Annotated in this window: 14 protein-coding genes; 5 read left to right on the forward strand and 9 right to left on the reverse strand. The window is 52.8% G+C overall.

Annotation, left to right across the window (positions count from 1 at the left end):
• Positions 1–18 precede the first annotated feature (18 nt).
• A complete protein-coding gene (locus tag VPK24_RS10755; RefSeq protein WP_393013035.1) occupies positions 19–2484 on the reverse strand; it encodes an ATP-binding protein in 2466 nt (821 codons plus the stop codon).
• A 1126-nt stretch (positions 2485–3610) separates the two neighbouring features.
• Here VPK24_RS10755 and VPK24_RS10760 point away from each other — a divergent pair.
• Positions 3611–4369: an ABC transporter permease gene (locus tag VPK24_RS10760; protein ID WP_393013037.1), complete on the forward strand. Its 759-nt coding sequence runs from the start codon at positions 3611–3613 to the stop codon at positions 4367–4369.
• Between the two features lie 256 nt (positions 4370–4625).
• Here VPK24_RS10760 and VPK24_RS10765 read toward each other — a convergent pair whose 3' ends face one another.
• The 4 genes from VPK24_RS10765 to cofG form a co-directional block, all read right to left on the reverse strand.
• Positions 4626–7055 (reverse strand): CHASE4 domain-containing protein, encoded by a 2430-nt coding sequence (locus tag VPK24_RS10765; protein WP_393013040.1) that lies wholly within the window; start codon positions 7053–7055, stop codon positions 4626–4628.
• Positions 7056–7524: 469 nt separating this feature from the next.
• Complete coding sequence (gene cimA / locus VPK24_RS10770; protein ID WP_393013043.1) at positions 7525–9201, reverse strand: citramalate synthase; 1677 nt, start codon at positions 9199–9201, stop codon at positions 7525–7527.
• Between the two features lie 437 nt (positions 9202–9638).
• Positions 9639–10769, reverse strand: coding sequence for a GNAT family N-acetyltransferase (locus VPK24_RS10775; protein ID WP_099532635.1), 1131 nt, complete (start codon positions 10767–10769; stop codon positions 9639–9641).
• A 42-nt stretch (positions 10770–10811) separates the two neighbouring features.
• Positions 10812–11954: a 7,8-didemethyl-8-hydroxy-5-deazariboflavin synthase subunit CofG gene (cofG, locus tag VPK24_RS10780; protein ID WP_393013046.1), complete on the reverse strand. Its 1143-nt coding sequence runs from the start codon at positions 11952–11954 to the stop codon at positions 10812–10814.
• Positions 11955–12102: 148 nt separating this feature from the next.
• On the opposite strand from cofG, the gene psbA reads away from it, so the two are divergent.
• Together psbA and VPK24_RS10790 are read left to right on the forward strand one after the other, a co-directional pair.
• A complete protein-coding gene (psbA, locus tag VPK24_RS10785; protein ID WP_099532637.1) occupies positions 12103–13185 on the forward strand; it encodes a photosystem II q(b) protein in 1083 nt (360 codons plus the stop codon).
• A 258-nt stretch (positions 13186–13443) separates the two neighbouring features.
• Positions 13444–14712, forward strand: a complete 1269-nt coding sequence (locus VPK24_RS10790) for an FAD-dependent hydroxylase (RefSeq protein WP_393013048.1) — start codon at positions 13444–13446, stop codon at positions 14710–14712.
• A gap of 107 nt (positions 14713–14819) precedes the next feature.
• Here the strand turns inward: VPK24_RS10790 and ftsE are convergent, their stop codons facing one another.
• Positions 14820–15557, reverse strand: coding sequence for a cell division ATP-binding protein FtsE (gene ftsE / locus VPK24_RS10795; RefSeq protein WP_393013051.1), 738 nt, complete (start codon positions 15555–15557; stop codon positions 14820–14822).
• Between the two features lie 117 nt (positions 15558–15674).
• Between ftsE and VPK24_RS10800 the strand changes: the two genes are divergently transcribed.
• Positions 15675–17309, forward strand: a complete 1635-nt coding sequence (locus tag VPK24_RS10800; protein WP_393013053.1) for an NAD(P)/FAD-dependent oxidoreductase — start codon at positions 15675–15677, stop codon at positions 17307–17309.
• Positions 17310–17391: 82 nt separating this feature from the next.
• On the opposite strand, the gene VPK24_RS10805 is transcribed toward VPK24_RS10800, so the two are convergent.
• Together VPK24_RS10805 and VPK24_RS10810 are read right to left on the reverse strand one after the other, a co-directional pair.
• On the reverse strand, positions 17392–19800 hold the full coding sequence (locus tag VPK24_RS10805) for an ATP-binding protein (protein WP_393013056.1): 2409 nt from the start codon (positions 19798–19800) through the stop codon (positions 17392–17394).
• A 251-nt stretch (positions 19801–20051) separates the two neighbouring features.
• Complete coding sequence (locus VPK24_RS10810; protein WP_393013059.1) at positions 20052–22100, reverse strand: ATP-binding protein; 2049 nt, start codon at positions 22098–22100, stop codon at positions 20052–20054.
• A 602-nt stretch (positions 22101–22702) separates the two neighbouring features.
• On the opposite strand from VPK24_RS10810, the gene VPK24_RS10815 reads away from it, so the two are divergent.
• Complete coding sequence (locus VPK24_RS10815; protein WP_393013062.1) at positions 22703–24010, forward strand: M16 family metallopeptidase; 1308 nt, start codon at positions 22703–22705, stop codon at positions 24008–24010.
• 221 nt (positions 24011–24231) lie between these two features.
• Here the strand turns inward: VPK24_RS10815 and VPK24_RS10820 are convergent, their stop codons facing one another.
• Entirely contained in the window at positions 24232–25383 is a 1152-nt protein-coding gene (locus VPK24_RS10820; protein WP_393013064.1) for an NAD-dependent epimerase/dehydratase family protein, read from the reverse strand.
• Positions 25384–25502 lie beyond the last annotated feature (119 nt).

The following is a 25502-nucleotide window of genomic DNA, read 5'->3' on the forward strand; positions in this document are numbered from 1 at the left end:
GAGGTGAATCAAGAACCCCTATCGCTCGTTTGAACGATCGGTGAGGGGCGATCGGGCACGGGTCATCACGCCCGTGGCTTGGCTGTTCATGCGCATGGCGCGGGCGGCAGCTTGGGATAGGGTGTTCACTTCGTGCAAAAGGCGTTCCGGGTCAAACTTTTCCCCCAGCACCACATCCACTGTCAGGTTGGGATGATCGACCAAAATTGGTGAAGCCTCGGCACGATCGCCCAACAGCAGCACTTGCACCCGGGGCGCTTGGCGGCGCAATCCGGCCACCACTTCCCAACCATCCATGCCCGGCAGCCGCAAACTGACGATCACCACTTGGGGTTGCAACACGTCTAGCTGGGAGAGGGCGATCGCCCCGTCTGGAGTCCAAACCACTTGGTAGCCGGCCGCCATCAGCAGCTCACAAACGGCAATCGCTCGCTCCTCCTGGGCATCGATGAGAATCACCGATCCTGACGGTCGCCAATCCACCGGTTCTTCTCCGTTGGGAGCGGTGGGGTGCTCGGCGGCGGGGGCTTGGGAGGGAATTCCCACCGTGAAAGTCGATCCCCGATCGGGCAAAGAATCCACCTCAATCCAGCCCTTATGCAGATCCACTAACTGCTTGGTCAGGGCCAAGCCCAAACCCAAGCCGTCGTAGACCCGCCCGTAGGACGGATCGAACTGGTGAAACATCTCAAAGAGTTGCGGGATCCAATCCTCAGGGATGCCGATGCCTGTGTCTTCCACCTGCAACATCAACAGGCCTTGTTCGCGCCAAACTCGGACGATCGCCTGGCCACCCTCGGGCGTGAACTTGATTGCATTACCCAATAAATTGCTAAGAATTTGTCGCACGCGATGACAATCGGCCGAAAAGCGATCATCCTTCGCTAAGATTTGCACTTCCAACAGCAGTTCAATGCCGCGCTCAATGGCGTGGGGCCGCTCGCCATTCACCACCGAGTACACCAGTTGGGTAATTGAAAAATCGCTGACGTTCAATACGGTGCGCCCGGCTTCCACCTGCGACATTTCCAGCAAGTCTTCAATTAGCTTCAGCAAATGCTCGCCGCTGTCGTGGATGGTTTGCAGATAGTCGCGCTGTTTTTGGTTCAGTTGCCCGAAAGACCAGCGCAACAGGGTAGCCGACAGGCCAATCACACAGGTTAAGGGGGTGCGCAGCTCGTGGCTGATGGTGGCTAAAAATTCACTCTTGGCCCGGGCAGCCGATTTGGCGGCCAGCAGGGCTTCCTGCAAAACCCTGGTTTGGGTGCTGATTTGCTGACCGAGGGTTTGTTGTTGCTGCTGCAAGGTGGCATCCAGGTGAGCAGCCCGCACGGCCACGGCCAATCCCTGGGCAATTTGTTGGGCCAGGCTCACTTCTTCGGGAGTCCAAAGCCGGGCCCGATCGCACTGATGAAGCACCAAAAATCCCCATAACCCCACCGATCCGCGCATGGGAGCCAAAATTGGCACGGCCAGTTGGGCCCGCGCCGCCCGATCTCGCCCCCCATCGTTCACAATCCAGGTTTCCTGTTCCTGCGATCGCCATTGGGGTTCAAAGTCATCCACAAAGCAGCGATCGGCCCCCTCATAGAGCACCGAACCCACCTGGTCGTCCAAACGCGCTTCGTAGGTCACGCAATCGCGAGTCATTTGCCAGTTGGGATCATCCCAAGGGGAGGGCAGCCCTGCCGCCTGATCTGCCTGTCGCCAGAGCCGAATGGACTGTAACCGCGCCTGAAATTGGTAGATCAACGCTCGATCGACCCGCAAGCCTTGGCAAAGGGTTTGCAAGGTGCGGTCAATCACCACGGGCAACTCCTGTTCCTGAACAATCCCCACCAGCAAATCAATCAGGTGGCGATCGCCCTCCAATCGGGTTGGGGAGGGCCGAGGGGCCGGGGCCTGGGTCAACAAAGGAGTCGCCAGGGCCTGCGTCCAAGTGGCCAGCCACCGCACCAACACCGCCGATTGCAGCGACGCATTGGCCTTATGCCAGCCCTGGGGCACTTTCAACAGCCCTCGTTCTTTCATCAGCGCCTGAATGACCCGCCGATCGTCCGTCAGCCGCAGGTGATAGATCCCCGGATGGAGCGTGGTTTGATCTAATCCCTGGCGTAGGGTTTGGTGAGTCGTGGCCGCTGGATCCTCGATCGACCCGCGGCCATTGGCCTTGTGGTTTCGGCCCCGCCCCCGTCGCATCGATGACTCCGGCGCTTCCGTCACCATTCCGGTTGGATCCTCGCCATCGCTCGATCGCTCCATGGTCAACAGCCAAGCCAGCCCCGGCCCCGTCACCAGGGCAAAAGCGGGCTGTTGTCGCTTCCCGATCGTCGCGTCCCCTTCCGTTGCGATCGCCCCGGATTCCGGCAAATTACCTAATTCCTGGAGACAATCCAACGTTGACTGCCAGAGCAGCGATCGCACCTGTTGACAGCCCTCCGCCGTCAAGGTCCATTGCAATGATTGCGCAAACGAGCCACTCATGATCGGTACGCTGGCAGACAGCGTTCTAGGGGATGGCAGAAACTCCCAAATTCGACGTAGATTTGCGTAAATTTAGGCAGCCTGTAATGGATAAAAAACGGTTCAACCTCAAGCACCAAATTCAGCCACACCATTCAGATTGTCATGGCACCTTTGACCGTTGTTTGAGGCGTTGACGACTGGGATCATCCTGGCAGTGAAAGCTTGATGGCAGTCAACTGATCCAGAACCCGATCCCAACAGATGCAGGGTCAAAGTGAAGCAGCGTGCTAACTCGTCCTGACTAGAGGCTTCCTCAATGGGGCCCAAAAATGAGAATTGCTTTGAAATCACTCACTCAACCCAAAGCCGTCGAAAAATGCCTTTTTCCTGGCAGCCAACACTCAATAGGGCCAAGGGCATTGACAAAAACACCAAAAGAGAATCGCTAAAAAGGCGAGAAATGTCCTGCGATCGCCTATTTGGACAACAGCAACGATCACTAAGCCCAATGGCTGATGGAGCAGTCTCGAACCAATGTTCTCTGTTTGAGTAACTCTAAGATAGTAAATTTACGAGGAAATTAATCTAAAAAGTTTCTGGATTCTGATTTTGTAATTGAATCTGCTTCTTCCAAATTCAATTCAGATCACTATAAGGAATTAAAAATTCTGAAATCATGACAAAAATCTTATTCAAAAATTGGGCAATTAGTGTAACCTTCTTGAGGTTTTTCAACTAAATTTCAAGATTTTCTCTAAGATCTACAAAATTGTTTATGTAGTTTTGAATGAAGGAAATAGTCAAAACTTTTTGAAATGATACAAATCTTTACAATTAATGATTGCAATTAATAACTGTGATCAATTATTCAAGAAAACCCAACTCAGAAGCGCAATTAATCCTAGGTTAACGACATGATAATTGCAGATTTATTTCGTAGCAATGGCGTGTAAGGATCGGTAGATAACGCATTGATTGCGTATCAGTCGCTCATCAATTTCAGCCAAATTTCAGCCAAATTTCAGAGCAATTACGCAGCCCCAACATCCCCCAACATAATAGTGACGCGGCAATTGCGGAGAGATTGTGGAGAAACTGCGTAACTGTAGGATGTCGTTGAGATCTTTTTGCGTTGGGTTCTTTCATGGAGCCAGTGGATTTGTTGTGGCTGGGAGGATTGGCACTGGGGACAGTGGGCCTCTGTGCCAGTCAAGGCTTGGGGCTAACGCGGTCTTGGGGCCGGGCGATCGGGCGGGCCCTGTTGCAACTCACGGCGGTGGGCAGCCTGTTGGCCTTGGTTTGGGCGGCTCCGTCTCCGGGTAGCCTGGCGATCGCCCTGGGGGGATTGTGGGGACTGGCGGTGGTTTCCGCCCACCAACAAATGGGGCAACGATGGCCCCAACTCTTGCCCTGGTTGGTGGGTGGGCTGTTGGGGGCCGGGCTTTTGGCCAGTTTGCCGGTGGTGCTGTTGGTGCTGCGACCGGGTCAGTGGTTTGAGCCTCGGGTTTGGGTTCCCGTTGGGGCCGTGGTGTTGGGAGCGGCGGCCAATGGGGCGGCGATCGCGGGGGAACAGGCGATGATGGCGGCCCGATCGCACCGCAACGATATTGAACAGCGATTGAGTTTGGGGGCCACGGCCCAACAGGCGATCGCCCCCCATCGCCGTGCTGCCCTGCGATCGGCCCTTGTGCCAACGTTAAACGGTTTCACCAGCGCGGGACTATTCACTTTGCCAGGCTTGGTGAGTGGGGCCCTGCTGGCAGGCATGGATCCGCTGATGGCTGTGTCGGTGCAGCTCTTGGTGATGGTGGCGGCGGCGCTGGCTGTCTCCGTTGGTGCGCTGGTGGTGTCCTGGGGGGCTGGTCGTTTGTGCTTTGACCCGATCGCCCAACGATTGCGCTAGTAGCGTGGCTGCCTTAATTCGTTGGGTTAAATAACATGGCTGTTACTATCACCTGATCGTTAAGCAGCAAGATGCTCAAGCCTCTGGTTACCACGACTGGCTCCGCAACTTTGACCCAATGTATTAAGCCTGTCATGCTACTAGAGCGATCGCGCTAGGCCGATTACGCTAGGCCGAATTAAGCCAACTTGTGCCAACTTGCCACAGGGGACAGACTACAGCGGACGACAAGGGACGGAGTTGCCCCGTGGCGTGGTTAACTTTTGGACGCTTCTTCCTCGGCGGCAGAAACTACCGGAGTCGAAGCCAAATGGGGCGATCTCTCATGACTATGACTCAAGCCCCGCTGAAGCTGGTTAAATCGCAACTTCATCGCCAACTCCTCCTGGGGTTTGGTTTCGCGAATCTGCTTCAGGGGCAACAAAATAATAAATTCACTACCCTGATCCGGCTCAGAGATGCAGCGGAGTTGCCCACCATGCTGCGTAATAATTTGATGACTAATAAATAACCCTAGCCCAGCGCCTTGCCCAACGGGCTTAGTTGTAAAAAAGGGGTCGAATAATCGCGATTGAACTTGCTTGTCAATGCCTAAGCCGTTGTCGGCAATGGAAATCAGAACCCAGCGGTTTAAATCCACTTTGGTGCGAATTGTAATAGTGGGTTGCAATAAGGCTTTGGTGGACTCAAGTCCTGAACCATTCGCATCAAAAGTTTGTAATTTTGATCTCAGTTGCTCCGCAAAGGAAGCCCCTCGATTGCGCCGATTGCTGTTGGTATTGCTGGTGTTGCTAGTGTTGTTGCTAGCGCTAGAATTTCCAGAACTCAAATTACCGACACCAGCATTTCCCAGACTCGGTTGGCTATTGGGTTGGCCGGAATTTCGGGGAGACTTTGCGGGTAAACCAGCGGAGGTTTTCAAGACCGGTGGACGATGGCTTTCCCCATCAATGGATTCTGAATCGCTCAGGGAAATCTCGGTTTCTGACTCTGCACCCAAAACGACGGGAGCAGTATTTGGGGTGCTCGGGGATGAATCTGCCGGTTTACCATGAATGCGTTGGTAGCGTTTTTTCATGGTCTCGTCGAGGGAGTCGATCGAGTTCATGAGCAAATGCATAAAAACTTGGTTGAGCTGGCGTGCATAACACTCAACGAGGGGTAATTCTCCATAGACTCGCTCGATCGCAATTGCTGGCCGGAATGGGCGTTCTTCTAAGGCGTGGTCTAAGAGTTCGATCGTGCTGTCAATGCCCGCGTGAAGATCCACCGATTTCAAATCTGATTCATCCAAGCGCGAAAAATTGCGCAGGGCATTCACAATTCGATAAATCCGATCGGCTCCACGATCAATGGACTGAATGACCCGATCGCTATCTTCCAAAATAAAAACTAAATCCATTTCTCGGCTGCGATCTAAAATTTCGTCATAGGCAACGGGATAATATTTTTGATACAGTCGTATCAGGTCACAAAGATCCTGTTGATATTTTTTAAGGTGTCGCAAATTGCCTTGAATAAAGCTCACAGGATTATTCACTTCATGGGCAATTCCTGCCACCATTTTGCCCAAGCTTTCCATCTTGGCGCTGTGGATCAACTGAGCCTGAGAAGCCCGCAAATCCTGAAGCATTAACTCCAGCTCCATGATGCGAGCGCGATAGGTTTCCCGATCGAGATTTTGAGTGGCCGATTCAATTAAAGCGGCCTCCGCGCGATCACGCTCATCTAAGTTTTGCAAAGCCTGTTGCAGGGCTTGCCAAGCAAGGCTAATAAATCCCAAACTAAGCAGCACCAGAATGCCGCCAATGCTCAAAAGTCCATACAAACTATGTTGATGTAGGGTGCGCGTAATGGTGACCCGGGCGATCGCGCTCGGCTTGCCATACAAATCCACTAAATAGCGATAGCCCACCAAATTGCGCGATGAGTTAGTTACCTCGGTGCGCTGATTTCGTCTGATTTGACCAGAAAAATCAAAGGTTCCATAGAGGGGCAAATTGTTGGAGTGGCGGCTGACCTTAATTTCCAAAGCTCCCGGCACCAATTGGCTCAAATCCTGAAGCACGCGAGCATCCAGCCGCTGCCCCATCACAAACCAACCATCCACTTGATCCGGCTTTTGAGGATTGGGAATACTGCAAATGGCAATGCTTAACAAATCATTGTCAATGGCTACCACGCCCGCCAGCCGCTTTTGGTCTGGGTTTGATTGAAATCCTCTCGGCAAGGATTGCAAAAAATACGTCAAGGTTGTGGAGGGTTCATGATAGCGATCGTTGGCGGTGCTGCCGGACTGATTGGAAACTTGGCGCTCTCGGGCATGGCGAATTTTGCCATCGCGACCCACCACGGCCATGATGGTTAAATCAAAGCTTTGATAATTGGTTGGACTAAAATTATTACGAATAAAGTCTTCATTGGGTTGCTCTAGAAACCGATGGGTTGCATCCCAATAGCCATAGTCACAGGCCGATGGCAAAAGCTGGGCCGATCGCCGGTAAAGCAACCGAGTAAAGCGGTTGGTATGTTCTTCGATGGTTCTTTGTTCGAGGCTGGTGATGGTGTTCAGCAGGACACTCGCCACGCCCGTGTAAAGCAACCCTGATACCAACAAAATGGTCACCACGAGCTGCCGAAAGCCGCGTCGCACCTGCTCACTTTCAGACGAAGCTGATTTCAGCACAGAACTGCCTCAAGATCCTTTTCCATCTTTCCTTCAGAGTTATCACAAATAGAGGGGTCGCAACTTCAATTATTGTTAAATTTTTTCCTCTGGGATCCAATTTAGATAATTTTCTTTCGGGTTAACTCGGTTTTGAATTAATGGTAAATATCTTTGGGAGTAAACTGCCAGACAGATTGACCAGCAGACCGGTGGGCATGGGGGTGACGGTTGCTCAGGCTCGACGGGCAGCCATGGCGTGAAATTGGCCCCGATTCCGGGTTGGTCTCATGTGCTCTCAGGGGTGCTCAAGTTCAGGGAAAATCCCTAAGACCGCCGGAATCTGGGGCATTAAAGATTAGCAAAGGTTCATGATTAAACCCTTGCTTTTGCGATCGGGAATTTTATTTCTTAGCCCTAAAATCCTGCTTCGAGAATGACACTTTGGCGTAACACCTCCGTGGTATAGGGTTGCCAAAGATGTGACTTTTTAGACCTCCAATGGTAGAGGTAGTGGTTGCAAAGTCTGAATGCCGTGGAGAATTAGGCCATATTCGATCGCTTCCACAACGGCTTGATAGGAAGCTTCCAAAATGTTGCCGGAGACTCCCACGGTTGTCCAACGCTGGTGGCCGTCGCTGGATTCCACCAATACTCTGGTTTTGGCGGATGTGCCCGCGCCGCCATCCAAAATTCGCACCTTGTAATCGGTGAGGTGGAACTGAGCCACCACTGGATAAAACTGCACCAACGCTCGCCGCAGGGCCGCATCCATGGCTGCCACGGGGCCGTTACCTTCCGCCACTTCCAGCAGGGTGCGATCGCCCACGGTGACCTTAACGGTGGCCAAGGATTCCCGATCGCTCGGTTCACCAAAGTCGTAGTGAACGCGGCAATCTTTCAGGACAAAAAAGCTCGATCGCTGTCCAAGGGCCGTTCGCATCAGTAGGTCAAAACTGGCTTCGGCGGCCTCGAACTGATAGCCCTGATTTTCTAAAGTTTTGAGAGTTTGTAAAATCTGCCGACAGGCGGGGTCTTGTTTGTCGAGATCTAAGCCAAAGGAGCGGGCCTTGACCAACACATTGCTCAAACCCGATTGATCAGAAATGACGATCCGGCGCTGGTTGCCCACCCGATCGGGCGCGATATGTTCATAGGTTTGGGGATTGCGTTCCACGGCGCTGACATGGATCCCGCCCTTGTGGGCAAAGGCGGACAGACCCACATAGGGCGCGCGATCGTCCGGAGCCAAGTTCGCCAATTCACTGACAAAACGACTGGTGGCCGTCAACTCCGCCAACTGGGCGGCGGGAATGCAGTTCAGCCCCAGTTTCAACTGCAAATTAGGAATCAGGGTGCAGAGGTTGGCATTGCCACAGCGCTCGCCATAGCCATTGATCGTGCCTTGCACCATCCTTGCGCCTCCCTGGACAGCGGCGATCGCGTTGGCTACCGCCGTGCCGGAGTCGTTGTGGGTGTGGATTCCCAATTGGGCCGCGGGCAGCCATTCCCGCACCTCAGCCACAATCCGAGCTACCTCGTGGGGGAGTGTGCCGCCATTGGTGTCGCAGAGGGCCAACCAAGCGGCCCCGGCCTCGTGGGCTGCTTTGAGGGTGGCGATCGCGTAGTCGGGATTCGCCAAATAGCCGTCAAACCAATGTTCCGCGTCGTAGATGACCTGTCGCCCCTGACTGATTAAGAAGGCGATCGAATCGCGGATCATGGCGATGTTTTCATCGAGGGTGGTTTTGAGGCCCTCGGTCACATGCAAATCCCAGGACTTCCCAAAAATGGCTACCCAACGTGTCCCAGCGGCCAAAATGGGCTTCAGGAGCGGATCTTCCTCGGCGCTCATGTCCGGTCGGCGGGTTGAGCAAAAGGCCACCACTTCGGAAAATTCCAGCGGTTCTTCCTGAAGTTGCCAAAAAAACTGTACATCCTTGGGATTGGCCCCGGGCCATCCCCCTTCAATGAAAGGAATTCGCAGGCGATCGAGCTTGCGGGCAATCCGTAGCTTGTCCTCAATGGAAAATGAGAGACCTTCCGACTGGGCCCCATCCCGCAACGTGGTGTCATAGAGCCACAGTTGAGGACTCGCCTGGTGAGAACTGGGCTGGGCTTGGCCGTTGCTGGGTGCAGCATCCGGCGCGGGGGCGGAGAAAACCATGATTGCAGTGCCTAAACCGATCGCCTATCAAGGGCCTAGTAAATGGCCGATCAACTGAATCGCCTATTGCCGATCGCTCAGCGCCCATGAACTTACTGGGCAGCCATGCGAAGAGGTGCGAAATAGTGCCAATGATGCTATTATCGCGCCTTTTCTGGGGCATTGCGAGTGAAGTTTTTAGGGGGTTCTAATCCCGGCTTGAATCCGGCTTGAATGAGGATGTCTGAACAGCTAAAACCGCTATCTTGGGGGCCTCATTGATCGATGCCTGTGGGGCTTATTGGTCGATGCCTGTGTGCCTCATTGATCAATGCCTGTGGGGCTTATTGGTCGATGCCTGTGGGGCTTATTGATCGATGATGACAAGGGGCTTAAGCCCCTTGTTCCGACGATGACTGGTGTTTTGCAAGTACCCTAAGTTACTGTTCAGAGATTGCCTAGGCTAGAGATAGGAACTTTTCATAAATGCGATAGGTTTTGTAGATTTTGCCGCCGGCCGCTTCGATCAAACGGCGCGATCGGGAATTGTCCTCGTAAACCCAACCTAACTCAGAGGTGCGATAGGGCTTGCCCTTTTGCTGACAAGCTCGCAACCCCAAATAAATCAAGGCCAAGGGAACCAATTTGCGTTGATATTCCGGCAAAGAACAAATGGCAACCACCCGCCCCCGATCGATTTGCCGCCGATACCAAAGAAACTTCAACGTTCCCCACCAATTTAGCTTGCCTTTCACTTCCTTGAGCGGGATGTTGTAGTCTGGTAAGCCCATAAAAAATCCCACTGCCTTGCCGTCCACTTCTGCAATCAAAACCACATCGGGATCAACCAACTGTTGGAGCGATCGCGCCTCTTCCAAAAACTCTTCTTCGGTGCGTGGAGTGGAACTCCAATTCCCTGAAAAAGCTTCGGTGAATAGACGATATAAAATCCTGGCATCTCGCTCAAAGGCTTCACCCTTGGTTTCAATGGAGCGGAAGCTCACGCCGGATTTGGTGGCAATTTTATAGGCTTTTTCAAATTCAGTGGGCAAGGGGCGATCGAGCGGATATTCATAGGCATAGGCATCTTTTGCTTTGCTGAATCCCCCTTGCTCCACCAACTCAGGATAGTAAGAAGGGTTGTAGGGCATCATCACCATGGGTGGGGAATCAAACCCATCAATCAGCATCAAGCAATTATTGTGGGTAGACAGATCAATGGGGCCGCGAACTTTGGTCATGCCCTGTGCTTTTAACCAAGTTTCAGCAGCCGTAAACAACCCTTGGGCGACACTGAAATCATTGATGGTTTCAAAATAGCCAAACAGCCCGATCGCTTCCCCTTCCTTTTCCACCAATCGTTGATTCACCGTGGCCACAATCCGCCCCACCGGTTCAGGATTCAAGGCCACAAAAGCTTGTAATTGGCCATAGGTGCGGAATGAATTCTCCGGTGATAATTGCCGAGCGATGCTGCTGCGCAGGGGGGCAACCCAATAGGGATCCTGGTGATAGACCCGATCGGGCACATCTAAAAACTGTTCCAAATCAGCCGGCGTATTGACGGGGCGAATTTCCAAAGCACACATAGCAGCAAGACCAGACGATGAGAGCGGGCGTGAACACCGGATTTAGGGCCGGCTGATTAACTTCTGCATTGTAGGCCCTGGTTTCGGGTCGAATCGCCCGGGGGAATCTCGCGAATCTGGGAAGGAACCGAGGAAATCGCGCCAACTTTGCACGAGCGATCTCATTGGATTGCTTAACCAGTCGTCAAAGGCGGGGTAAATCGGTAACCGGGGGCGCAGTTGACCGCCCGCTGCGGCTACCCAATCGGTGAGCTGGGCCAAGCTCGGGTGTTCATAGGTGGGGTTCACCTCGTCGATCGGGCAGATTCCTCCCAGGTCGCTTGCCCCCAGCTCGATCGCCCGTTGCAACAATTCCGCTGTTTTCAATAGATTGGGCGGCACTTGAATCGCAATTTCCGGTGGCAACAGTTCCCGGGCGATCGCCACCGTTTCCAGCAACAGGGCCGCCGAACAGGCCTCGCCTTCCCAGACTTGATCTCGACCGGGGCTGTGGGGTTGCACGATCACTTCTTGGATGTGGCCGTACTGGCGATGAATCTGCCCGATCGCCCGTAAGCTGTCCAGGCGATCGGCCTCGGTTTCGCCAATCCCAATCAATAGACCCGTGGTGAAGGGAATCTGTAACTCCCCGGCTTGGGCCAGTTGCGCCAACCGTCGGGATGGATCCTTGCTGGGGGCGTGGCGATGGACGGTTTGGGCCAGGGCAGGACTCACCTGCTCAATCATTAAGCCCATCGAAATATTCACCGCTTTCAGATAAGCCATCTCCTCGCGATCGAGCGGCCCCACGTTGGCATGGGGCAAAAACCCTTCCAGCAGCGCCAACCGACAGAGGGACTCAATGCGCCGAATCCAGGCCGATCGCCGGGGACTGCGGGGATGCACCTCCCCACTCAGAATCAGAATCTCAATCGGCCCGGAGCTTGGGGGGCTGGTCGGGGCGATCGAGAATCCCCCTGATCGTGATTTGTAACAATCTCGCAATGGATTGATGAGTGATCGAAGCTTAACCGTTGCTTCCGCCAGACCCAGCCAGCGATCGGCCCCCGGCTCCACCCGAAAATTACAGTACTGACAGCGATTGAAACATTCATAGGTGGGAACCAGCGTGTAGGCAGCGCTGTAGGTCACCAGAGACCCCAAAGGCTGATGGGTACGGCAATCCGCCTCTGTACGATCGGCCATGGCCCTTGACCTCAAAGGTTAAAGAAAAAGGAATTTGTGTAAATCATCGTCAAAACCTCTTTACAAAACTAAACACAGCGGTTAATCTATATTCACGTGGGAAGCAAAACCCACCAAATCATTCTTCTACAAAGCAATTCATCCAACCATGACTGCAACCCTGCAACAGCGCCAAGGCGCTTCCGTGTGGGATCAGTTCTGCGAGTGGGTAACCAGCACCAACAACCGCCTGTACGTGGGCTGGTTCGGTGTCCTGATGATCCCCACCCTGCTGGCTGCCACCATCTGCTACGTTATCGCTTTCATCGGCGCTCCCCCGGTTGACATCGACGGCATCCGCGAACCCGTGGCTGGTTCGTTGCTGTACGGGAACAACATCATCTCTGGTGCTGTGATCCCCTCGTCGAACGCCATCGGTCTGCACTTCTACCCCATCTGGGAAGCTGCTTCCTTGGATGAGTGGCTGTACAACGGTGGTCCTTACCAACTGGTTGTGTTCCACTTCCTGATCGGCGTGTTCTGCTACATGGGCCGTGAGTGGGAACTGAGCTACCGCCTCGGTATGCGTCCTTGGATCTGCGTGGCTTACAGCGCTCCTGTGGCTGCTGCTACCGCCGTGTTCCTGATCTACCCGATCGGTCAAGGTTCGTTCTCCGACGGTATGCCTTTGGGCATCTCGGGCACCTTCAACTTCATGTTGGTGTTCCAAGCTGAGCACAACATTCTGATGCACCCCTTCCACATGTTGGGCGTTGCTGGTGTGTTCGGTGGCTCGCTGTTCTCGGCAATGCACGGTTCCTTGGTGACCAGCTCGCTGGTTAAGGAAACTACCGAAGTTGAGTCGCAAAACTACGGCTACAAGTTCGGTCAAGAGGAAGAAACCTACAACATCGTTGCAGCCCACGGCTACTTCGGTCGCTTGATCTTCCAATACGCTTCGTTCAACAACAGCCGCTCGCTGCACTTCTTCTTGGGTGCTTGGCCGGTTGTGGGTATCTGGTTCACCGCCCTGGGCGTGAGCACGATGGCATTCAACCTGAACGGCTTCAACTTCAACCAATCGGTTGTTGATTCGCAAGGTCACGTGATCGGCACCTGGGCTGATGTGATCAACCGCGCCAACCTCGGTATGGAAGTGATGCACGAGCGTAATGCTCACAACTTCCCGCTGGATCTGGCTGCTGGTGAAGCTGCTCCCGTAGCTCTGCAAGCTCCCGCAATCAACGGTTAATTCTGAAGGTTGTGAGTGCCTGCTAGCCTGAGCAAGTCAGTCTAAGCGACACAGTGGAGGGGGGACGATCTTGAATCGTCTCCCCTCTTGCTATTGGTGATCCTGAGAAACTCATGCGGGCAGTGATCCGCAGGATCCAGAACGGTTGAATCGCCCGATAATTGGGTTACGGGTACTGGTTTTGCGGCGGCTCTCGGGGAATTCGTAGGAATTCAAGATTTGAGGAATTGAAGATTTATGTTGCTCGATCGCCCAGAAATGCATAGCGAATCTGACGTGGCAGTGGCGGAATCGGCTGCAATTCCCACCTATGACGTAGCGATCGTTGGGGGTGGGATTGTGGGATTGGTGGTGGCCTGTGGGTTGCGCCAAACGGGACTGAAAGTGGTGATCATTGAAGCCCTAACCCAGGCCACGGCAGCAAAACAAGCCCAGGCCTATGCCTTTTCCCTGTCTTCGGCCAAAATCTTTCAGGGATTGGGCCTGTGGGATCAGGTGCGATCGAGTCTGGAACCCTTCCGGCGCATTCGGCTTTCCGATTGTGATTGGCCCGATGTGGTGGAATTTTGGCCCCAAGATGCGGGAATGCAGACGGAGTTGGGCTATGTGGCGGCCCACAATACCCTGCTGGAAGCCTTGCAAGGGGCTGTGAATCGATCGCCCCATTGCACTTGGATTGGCCCAGCCACGGCCACCGTTTTGGACTACGGGGCCGATTGGGCTGAGTTGGTGATTGCGCCCAATGGCGAGGGGGTGACGGTTCCGTCGCGACTGCGGGCCAAACTGGTGGTGGCGGCGGACGGGGCCCGATCGCCCCTGCGGGAAGCGGCCGGCATTCCCAGACGCGGTTGGGCCTATTGGCAATCCTGCATTGTGGCCGCCGTCAAGGCTGAACAGCATCACCAAAACATTGCCTACGAGCGGTTTCAGACCAGCGGCCCCTTCGCGATTTTGCCCTTGGGGGATGTTTGTCGTTTGGTGTGGACGGCTCCCCACGCGGAAGCCCAGGCGATGTTGGCGTTGGATGACCCAGCATTTTTGCGGGCCCTGAGCCAACGGTTTGGCCCCCAGATGGGGCAATTGGAATTGGTGGGCGATCGCTATCTATTTCCGGTGCGGTTGATGCAGTGCGATCGCTACGTGGGGCATCGGTTGGCCCTGGCGGGGGATGCGGCCCACTGTTGCCATCCGGTGGGGGGACAAGGTTTGAACATGGGCATTCGCGACGCGGCGGCCCTGGTGGATGTGATCCAAGGGGCGATCGCCCGGGGTGAAGACTTTGGGCAAGTGGCGGTGCTGCGGCGCTACGATCGCTGGCGTCGTTGGGGCAATTGGGTGATCCTGGCGTTCACCGATTTGCTCGATCGACTCTTTTCTACCCAACTGTGGCCCGTGGTTTGGGTGCGACGGCTGGGCTTGGCGGCCCTCAAGCGGGTTCCGCCCCTGAAGTCCCTGGCCCTGAGGTTGATGACAGGACTGCTGGGGAAAATGCCGAGCTTGGGTCGCCTGGCGGATTCCAACCCTTGAGCGTTGGGCGATCGCCCCGCGTCAATTGGTGGTTACAGATGGTGGTTACAGACGTGCGATCGCAAATTCACTGATCGCAAATTTACTGATCGCAAACTGGCAAGCTGCTAGCCTAACCAGGCGGCCGGTGCGGGCCGAGCGGTCGATCGACCGGCGGGCCGCACCTCGTAAAGCTTACCTTCATTCAGTTGCAAAACTCGGTGGTGACTGCGCCGCACCCACAACTCATCATGGGTCGTGACGATCGTGGTTGCTCCCAATTCGTTGAGTCGCTCCAGGATTGAAATGATCTGTTGGGAGTTGTCGCCGTCGAGGTTGCCGGTGGGTTCATCAGCCAAAATTAAGGGGGGCGTGCTGACAATTGCCCGGGCAATGCTGGCCCGTTGCTGTTCGCCGCCGGAAAGCTGTTCTGGAAAGTGGTCTGCCTTGTGCAGCAGCCCCACCAACCGCAGGGCGGGTGTGAGACGACGGCGAATTTCCGCCTGAGGATAGCCCTGGGCCAACAAAACGAAGGCAATATTTTCGGCTACGGTGCGGCGGGGAATGAGTTTGTAATCTTGAAAAACGATGCCAATTTTGCGCCGCAGGAGCGCCAGTTGATTGCGATTGAGGTCGCTAACCCGTTGCCCATCGATGATCACTTCGCCCCGATCGACCAGTTCTTCGCCATAGAGCAACTTCAGCAGGGTAGATTTGCCCGCGCCGGAGGGGCCCGTAATCATCAAAAATTCACCGCGATTGACTCGTAAATTAGCCCCCAACAGGCCGCGCTGACTGCGGTTATAGATTTTCACCACCTCGCGCAATTGCACGACCGCCGCCGCATTCGACCTCACACCAGCCATGGCCGTTCTGTCCTTTGTGGAGGGTGGGGGTCATGAGGATGCCAAGCTTGGGCCACTGGGCCCGCAATCGCCTGAATCGATCGCCCTGTTCCACCCAATTGTTCGTTCTTGTTCGTTATGAGTTTAACCGCCGATCTCCTTTCCACCATCCCCGGCCAACCGTTGGCGGGTTTAGCGCGAGCCGATCGCCTGTGGCAACAACTCCGGGGGCTGGATGATCAGGGGGTTACACCCCCCATTTCGGTGATTTACGAATCTTCACAAAATCTGGCGGTAGATTCTGCCAACTCGCCGCCGACCGATGCCCTCATGGTTGATTTGGTGGTGCTGGGGGGAACCTTGGGGATTGTGATGGCCACGGCCCTGGCCCAGGCCGGTTGGCGCGTGGTGTTGATGGAACGGGGACAACTGCAAGGGCGAGATCAGGAATGGAACATTTCCCGATCGGAGTTGGCCGTTTTGGTTGAACGGGGGCTGTTGACGGCGGCGGAACTGGAGCGGGCGATCGCCTCGGAATTTAATCCTGTGCGGATTGCCTTTGCTGGTGGCCAGGAGCGATGGGTGCGGGATGTGCTGAATCTGGGAGTCAGTCCCGCCATTTTGGTCGCTCAATTGCGGCAAAAATTCTTGGCCGCTGGGGGCATCCTGCTGGAGCAAACCCAGTTTGTTTCCTTGACCGTGCAGCCCGATCGGGTTTGGGTGCAGGGGCGATCGCTCCTGGGCGGCCCCACCGGAGCCACCGGAGCTGGGGGCAGCGCTGCCTATGGGGATTGGGTCACCGCCAATCAGGCTACGGTCACGATCGGGGCACGGCTGGTGTTGGATGCCATGGGGCATCAGTCCCCGATCGTCCGGCAAACCCGCGGCCCCGCCAAGCCCGATGGCGTTTGTCTGGTGGTGGGCACTTGCGCCACGGGCTATCCTGCCAATGACAGCGCCGATCTCATTGCCACGACCACCGGCATTCAGGATGATCGCCAATACTTTTGGGAAGCGTTCCCCGCCAAAGCCGGCCGCACTACCTATCTGTTTTGCTATGGGGATGCCCACCCCAGCCGTCCCAGTTTGCACGATTTGTTTGAAGACTACTTCCGGCTGTTACCTGCCTACCAAAACTTACCTTCCCTGGAGGGGTTGCAATTTCAGCGGGCCCTATTTGGTTTTTTTCCTGCCTTTCGCCAAAGCCCTTTGCAACCGACAGTCGATCGCCTGCTGTTTATTGGTGATAGCAGCGGTTTGCAATCTCCCCTCAGTTTTGGCGGCTTTGGGGCCCTGCTGCGCCACTTCGATCGGCTCTTGGACGGCATCACCAACGCCCTGCAAACCGATCGGCTCGATCGGTCCCACCTGAGTCTGTTGCTGCCCTATCAACCGAATCTTTCCGTTACCTGGTTATTTCAGCAGGCCATGCGCGTGGCTGTGGGGCAACAGTTACCGAGCGATCGAATCAATCGATTGTTGGATGCGGTGTTTGGGGAAATGGCCGCAGCGGGCGATCGGGTACTGCGGCCCTTCCTGCAAGATGTGGTGCAATTTCCTGCCCTTTCCATTGCCCTGGCCCGTGTGGCGATCGCCCAGCCGGCCTTGGTGGCTCAACTCATTCCCCAACTGGGCTTGCCGGCTTTGTTGGATTGGATGCGGCATTATCTCGCCTTGGGGCTATATCACGCGGGCGATCGCCTGGCCTTGCCCGCTCGCGAACCAGTGCGATCGGCTTGGCGCTACGGTTCTGGCAACGATTGGCATTCCTAACGGTTGGTTAATTCTTAGTTAGTTGATTCTTAGTTAGTTGATTCTTGGTTAGTTAATTCTTAGTCAGTTAATTCTCAGGGGCTTAACCTGTTGCTGAACCCTCAGCTTCCAGGGATTCTGAACGAGCCACAGAAGCATGGCTATCCCCACCCGCCCCGTGAGCAATCCCCGCGATCGGGATTGGGGGTTGCTTCAGCGGTAGCCGAATCATAAATGTTGTTCCTTGCCCCAGTTGCGAGCAACAGATTAGGGAGCCATGGTGTTTTTCCGCAATAATTTGGTAGCTAATTGATAAACCAATCCCGGTGCCTTTGCCAACGGGCTTAGTAGTAAAGAAAGGATCAAAAATCTTCGCTTGAATTTCTGGGGGAATTCCAGAACCATTATCAGTAATGACAATTTCTACCGTGCTTGTGTCTGTTGATGGGTTTGATAATTGGGATGGGTCAGATTTCACCAGTCTGGTTGTAATTTCCAGCCGATTAGGATTCGCTTCAATCTCCGTAAAGTCCCAACTGGTTGTCCGCTCTTCCAATGCATCGATCGCATTAGCCAATAAATTCATCAAAACTTGATTGAGCGGCCCTGGATAACAATCCGCCAGCGGAAGATCACCCAACTGAGTTGTAACCTGGATGGCGGGTCGCTGTGAGTTGGCCTTCAAACGGTGATTTAAAAGTGCCAAGGTACTTGCGATTCCCTCATTGATTTGAAAGGGTTGGTGCATTCCCTGATCAGATCGAGAAAAGTTGCGCAAAGAAAGAACCAGTTGGCGAATGCGCTCAGTTCCCAGAGTCATAGAACCAAGAATTTTGTCTAAATCTTCCTCAATGAATGCCAGCTCTTCAGCATCAAAATCAGCATCACCTTCTAAGTCGGAAAGATACTGTGATCGCACGTTTTGGGGAATGATTTCCACGAGTGATTGATACTGATGAATCAGACTAACGAGGTCTGCTGTGTAGTTTTTAATGTGATCGAGGTTGCCATAAATAAAATTCACAGGATTATTAATTTCGTGGGCAATACCTGCCAGCATCTGCCCGAGTCCCGACATTTTTTCGCTTTGAACTAGTTGAATTTGGGCTTGCTGTAATTGATCTAAAGCAGCCGTCCGCTCAGCCACAGTCTTCTGAAGGGATTGATTTGCTGCTTCCAGGGATTGAAAAGACTGTTGAACTTGCTTGGACATTCGCTCAAAGGAGAAGGATAGCAATTCTAATTCATCCATCCTATGGGGCGATCGCCTAGATCTTGATTGCTCCAAATTTTGTTCTGAATTTAATTCTGAAGCAAATGATTCTGTACTATTTTGTGTTAAGGTTAGGATCTCCAATGAAGAATGAGCTTTTGATAAATTTTCATTTGAATTTTTGGAAAAATTGCGAAATTTCTCCATTGAAGAATTACTGGAAAAATCATTAATCAGTAAATCATTGCACTTGGAAACGATGGGCTGTAAGCGACGATTAAGATATTGCACAGCAGCATAAACCACAAAAGCCAACACTAAAGCGGCAATGGCTGCGCCGATTAGGACTGTGCGCCAAATGGGATATTTAACGACCGATTCTGGAACAACGGCAACGGCAATCCAGTTTGTGCTAGGAACTCGTTGATAGGCTAAGAACTGGCCTTCCATGTAAGCCATGCCAACGGGTCGAGACTGAAGAATTAGCCAAGCTTCGCGAAATAATATAAGGTCATAGTAATCGGTGGAGACCTTTGTAAACTTAAAATTGGGCGGTGGAACGAGCAACTTTCCTTCTTGACTGAAAACTGCAAAATACCCTTCGCCACGGGTAACAGTTCTTTTTAGTTTTTGAGCAAGGGCTGAGATATTCACATCAGCACCTGCAATGCCCAATAGCTTGCGGCGGTCATTATAAAAGGGACTATAGAATGTGGTCATTTTGATACCTGACCACTCATAAGGCTCTAGCCAAACATCACCTCGGGCTGCGATTGCTGCTTTCCAGTAGTCGCGCGTCGGATAGTTATCATCGGTATAAATTTCTGAATAGCGCACATGCTGGTAAGGCGCGGGAAGGCGCTGACCCACCATGCCCGAGCTGCCTTGATCAACATAAAAATAGGGATAAAACCAAGGACGATCGCGCACAATTTGGTAAGCATCTTGACCAAAAAAAACCGCCATGGTTAAGTCAGGGCGGCTTTTAAAAAACTCAAAAGTTAATTGTTTATAAAATTCAGCGTCTTGAATGCCGGCTTGTTGATTGGCCCTGACGGCTGAGCCGATCGCCTTAACATAGGCTTGAGAGTTGGTGAGCTGTCCGTTGATGACTTGTACCTGAGCATTCAGGGTGTCTTGAATTTGGTCGATCGACTTACTCTCCAGCGATCGGTAAAAAATTCCTGCCATGCTGCCAATGCCCACCAGTGCTCCACTGAGAACACTCATAAAAAGACGTGTGCTGACCGATCGAACCGGCCAAGGAAATCCCAATTGATATCGATAGTCAATAGGCATAGGACTAGCGCTTGTTGTTAAACATTACCCCTGTTATATAGCGGTCTTAGAGCATAAAATCATGAGATTTTGAAAATAAAATGTTACACTCCCAACGAGAATTCGAGATCAATCCTTTTGCAAAATTCCCCAAAAACCCCATGATTTCAAGGATTTAGAAGATGATCTGTCTTGGGATGATGTAAGGAAAAAAGAAAAACTGGAGAATTTTGAACTACTGAACCACTTCGAGAACTCAATTCTGTTAATGGCTAAATGTGTTTTTTGATACCAGCAGGCAGATGAATAACAAATTGAGTACCTTGATTGGGTTGAGAGTGACAGAAAATTTTCCCTTGGTGTCGCTCCGTAATAACTTGATAGCTGATTGACAATCCCAAGCCTGTGCCTTTGCCAACGGGCTTTGTGGTAAAAAATGGATCGAAAATCCTTGCCTGCACTGATTCTGGAATGCCGAGACCATTATCGGCAATGCTGATTTCAACCACACTTTCACTAGCGATAAACTGGGTGGTAATTTCAATCCGGCTAGGATCAGCCTGAATTTCTGCTTCGCTCCATCCGGCTGTTTTTTGCTCTAAGGCATCGATCGCATTAACCAACAAATTCATAAATACCTGATTCAACGGGCCTGGATAGCATTCCACAGGCGGCAAATCGCTATATTTCGTAATCACTTCAATGGCCGGATGGTCTGCTGTTGCTTTCAAGCGATGTTTGAGCAACAGCAGCGTGCTTTCAATGCCATGGTGCAAATTGGTGACACAATCTTTGGTTTGGTCAGTTCTGGAAAATGTGCGCAGGGATAAAACTAGCTGCCGAATTCGATCGGTGCCAACGGTCATGGAATCCAAAATTTTAATCAAGTCGGATTGAATAAACGCCAGCTCTTCAAAGTCGATCGAGGCTTGACCGTTGGATTGGCTGGCTTGACCGGAATGGACTGCATAGACCTGCGTTGTGGCTTGGAGTAACTCGTGAACATAGTCCCGCACATAGTCCAAGTTGCCGTGAATAAAATTCACGGGATTATTAATTTCATGGGCAATTCCTGCCAAAAGCTGCCCCAACCCTGACATTTTTTCGCTCTGAATGAGTTGCAGTTGGGTTTGCTGCAATTGGTTTAGGGCTTCGCTCCGGTCTTGAACGGTGGCTTGCAGGGTTTGGTTTGTTTCCGCCAAAGATTCCAAGGTTGCCTCTACTTTGGCGGCCATTTGATCAAAGGAATGACATAAAAAAGTTAGCTCATCCATGTGCTGCCGATCGTAGTTTGGAGAAGTGAAAATCTCCTCTGATGTAGTAACGGCCACTGGGGTGACCATGGGCATGATTTGCTTGGTGGCCACTAAGGTATTACATTTTTCTAGAATCGGCTTGAGTTGGCGATTGAGACGGCGCACGAAACCCAACACGGCGATCGCTAACAGAATGGCGGCGATGCTGACGCTGATGATTAAAACGCGCCAGAGGGGCCCTAACACCACATCGCTGGGAACAACGGCGATCGCAATCCAGTTGGCGCTGGGAATTCGCTCATAGGCAATGATTTGATCTTGGTGATAAATAACATCGGAGTTCTTGGACTGCAAAATTGGCCATAACTCTCGAAACAGGGGTAAATCGCGATAGCTAGAATTGTTCTGAATAAATTTGAGCTTTGGTGGATAGGCGAGTAATTTTCCGGAGCTGCTGAAAATGGCAAAATAGCCTTCGCCGTTGATGACCGATCGATCAACACGCTTGCTGAGTTCGGTTACGCTAAAGTCAGTACCAGCTACGCCAACCAGCTTTCCTCGGTAATCATAAAAGGGCACTAAATAGCTGGTCATAACGATATTTGACCACTCATAGGGTTCTATCCAAATCCCGCCCTGATTGCCTATGGGAATTTGCCAGTAATGCTTTTCAGGGTATTGATCGTCTTGATAAAGCTCTGAGTAAATCCAATCTGAATGAGGGGGTGGCAATCGCTGACCAATGGGGTTGGGGCGGCCTTGATCACGATAAAAATAAGGATAGAACCACTTACGATCTCGTAAAACTTGAAAGGCATCTTGTCCAAATCCTACTCCGAGGACTAATTCTGGACGCTGCTTAAAAAATTCAAAGGTTAGTTGCTTATAAAACTCGGGATCTTGGACGTTTTGATCACGATTGGTCAAAACCGCAGCAGTCAGAATCTCAATGTAGCGTTGAGATTCTAAAAGTTGCCCCCGGGTGAATTCAACTTGAGCATCGAGTTCTGCGCGAATTCTTCCAAGAGACTCCCGCTCAATGGAGCGGTAAAAAACAATGGCCATGGTTCCCAGCGCGACGAGGGAGCCACCCAAAACGTAAAGAAAAAGCTGAGTGCTGATGGATCGAACAAGCAGGCGATCGTGTAGTCTTTGAAACCACTTGGCCAGCATAGGAATCAGTTGTTTGGAAGAGCAACGGGTTTTAAAGAAAAATGCCCTGAACTTGGCCCTAGCGATCGACAGTCATGGTTGCTTCTGAAAATGCTTGAAATGCTAACTATCTCCTATCTTTGCCTATTCTGAAACAGTTAGGTTAAGCATGATTAAAATTGACAGTTGAGTTAACTCAGAACCTGCTTTTACCCTCAACGATTACAATTATGCGATTTTTTCAGAAGGCTGACAATCCTGATCTTTATCTTTTATTTTTTGAAATTTTAAGTGATCAATGATAATGATGGGCGTTGGATGATCACAGTGATCGCAGTTCTTGAAGTTTTACGGATTCCGAGGACAACCAACCGGATTCCTTTGCTGAATGATTTGAGGGAGAGGATGGGCTGAGACACGGCCAGAAGCGATCAAGATGAACAGTACGATCGCCCCCAAAGGGGTTAAAAGGGGTGAGAATGTATTGTGCAAAACAATTTCCCGTTTCTTTCGCTATGACGTTTGCGCCCCCAGTTCAGCACCATGTTTTTCCCAATGGTTTGACGGTAATTGCGATCGAAAATCCAGCAGCGGATATTGTGGCGGCTCGTATCTTCATTAAGGCCGGGAGCCTATGGGAGGCGCGATCGAAAGCGGGGCTAGCCAACTTGGTGGCAGCGGTGATGACGAAGGGCACGGAACGCCTGTCATCGATGGAAATTGCGGAGCGGGTGGAATCGATTGGGGCCAGCCTGGGCACGGATGCCAGCACGGATTACTTTCTGGTTAGCCTCAAGAGTGTGTCCCACGATTTTGTGGATCTGCTGTCCTTGGCGGGAGAGTTGTTGCGATCGCCCGCGTTTCCGGAGTCGGAGGTGGAACTGGAGCGATCGCTGATGTTGCAGGGAATTCGTTCCCAGCGCGAGCAGCCGTTTTCCCTGGGGTTTGATCAACTGCGCCAAGTGCTTTACGGGCCAGAGCATCCCTATGCGTTTTCGCCCTTGGGCACGGAAACCACCACGGGACAACTGACCCCAGCAGATTTGCAGGGGTTTCATCAAACCTACTTCCAGCCCGATCGGGTGACGATCGCGGTGTCCGGTTGCCTGAGCACCCAGGAAGCTTTGAAGGCGATCGAAGCAGTGTTTGGCGATTGGCAGGTGAGCGATCAAGTCATTGTGGAGCCACAGTTTCCGCCCTTGCCCAACACCATTGAGCAACGGGCGATCGCCCAGGAAACTCAGCAGGCGATCGTCATGTTGGGTTATGGGGCCGCATCGGTGTTGGGAACGGATTCAACCGCAACCGAGCAACAACATCACCCGGACTATGCGGCGCTGAAGTTGGCTAGCACCTATTTGGGCAATGGCCTTTCGAGTCGCCTATTTGTGGAGCTGCGGGAAAAACGCGGCTTGGCCTATGAAGTTTCGGCCCTCTATCCCACTCGCTTGGGCCCGTCGCACTTTGTGGTCTACATGGGCACTGCGCCTCAGAACGTGCCCGAGGCGATCGCCGGGCTGCAATCGGAGGTGGAACGCTTGATTCATCACCCGATCGAAGCGGCAGAGTTAACCGCCGCCAAAAATAAGCTCTTGGGTCAATATGCCCTGGGTAAGCAAACCAACGCCCAGTTGGCTCAACTCTATGGCTGGTATGAGGTGTTGGGTTTGGGTCGCGAGTTCGATCGCACCTTTCAAACCGCGATCGCCCAAGTGAGTGCCCAAGATATTCAAACAGTGGCTGATCGCTACTTTGCCGCACCGCACATGGTTTTGACGGGCCCCGCCACCGCCGTGGAGCCGGCCCTGTTGGTGACCCCCTAAATGCAGCCAGCGAACACCAAAACAGGCCAAAGCCAAAAAGTCCAAAGAAAATCAGAAAATCAAGGGCAAGGAACTTCAGCCCCTTGCCCTTGTTCTTACCCTTTCAGTGGTTTTAGCCGCTGTTGTTTGAATCGTAGTGGCTAGAGTCGTAGTGGTTTGAGTCGCAGCGGTTTGAGTCGCCCACCAACGGCATCAGCATTCTGAAAACTGGAGGATAGTTCCTAGCCCTTCCACTTCACCTTCGGCAAAATTTCCGAGTTGTCCACCCGCTCCTTGTACTTCACCGCAAAGTTCAACAGGGAATCCAGCAGCGAATCGGACAGGTAGTGCGGTTGCAAGCCCAAATCCAGCAGATTGGTGTTCTTGGCGTTGAAGTAATGTTCTTCGGCTTCAACACGGGGGTTTTCGATGTTGTTGATTTCCACCTTCAGGCCCATGGCCGCGCTGGCCTCTTGGACTTTCTTGGCCAAGTCCAAAACGCTGAACAGTTCCGTGAATTGGTTGAACACTCGGAATTCACCGGGGTTGGCAGGCGTTTCGATCGCCAGTTCCACGCAGCGCACCGTATCGCGAATGTCCAGGAAACTGCGGGTTTGGCCGCCCTTGCCATACACCGTCAACGGGTGGCCCACGGCGGCCTGGATACAGAAGCGGTTGAGCGCTGTGCCGAACACGCCGTCATAGTCCAACCGGTTGATCAGCAATTCGTCCATGCCGGTTTGGTCGGTTAACACGCCGTAAACCACCCCTTGGTTGAGGTCGGTGGCCCGTAGACCCCAAACCCGACAGGCAAAGTGGATGTTGTGGGAGTCGTGGACTTTCGAGAGGTGATAGAAACTGCCGGGTTGCTTGGGATAGGGCAAGGTATCTTTGCGACCGTTGTGCTCGATCGTGATGTAGCCCTCTTCGATGTCGATGTTGGGCGTGCCATATTCGCCCATGGTGCCCAGCTTGACCAAGTGACAGTCGGGGAACTTCTCACGGATGATGTAGAGCAGGTTGAGGGTTCCGACAACGTTGTTGGTTTGGGTCAACACGGCATGTTCGCGATCGATCATTGAGAACGGAGCCGATCGCTGTTCCCCAAAGTGAACGATCGCCTCAGGCTGAAACTCGGTCAGAGCCTGATCCAGGAAAGCATAGTTGGTGATGTCGCCAACGTAGAGGTCAATGTGCTTGCCGGTCAGGTCTTTCCACCGTTGGATGCGCTGCTTGATCGGGGCGATGGGGGTCAGGGTGTCAATTTGCAGTTGTTGATCCCAGTGCCGACGAACCAGGCTGTCTAGGATGCCAACTTCATGACCGCGATCGGACAGGTATAGAGCCGTTGCCCAACCGCAGTAACCATCACCGCCAATGACGAGGACTCTCATAACTTCTTGGAGCTAGCGCTTGCCGATTGTTTCGCTCAATCTATCAGGGTTTGGTTAAATTTAGGCCTTCCACTGAAGGATGGGCACTGGATCCCAGTTGATCCTGATAGGCTCCTGAT

Source organism: Limnothrix redekei LRLZ20PSL1 (assembly GCF_043235035.1).
Classification (GTDB): Bacteria; Cyanobacteriota; Cyanobacteriia; order CACIAM-69d; family CACIAM-69d; genus CACIAM-69d.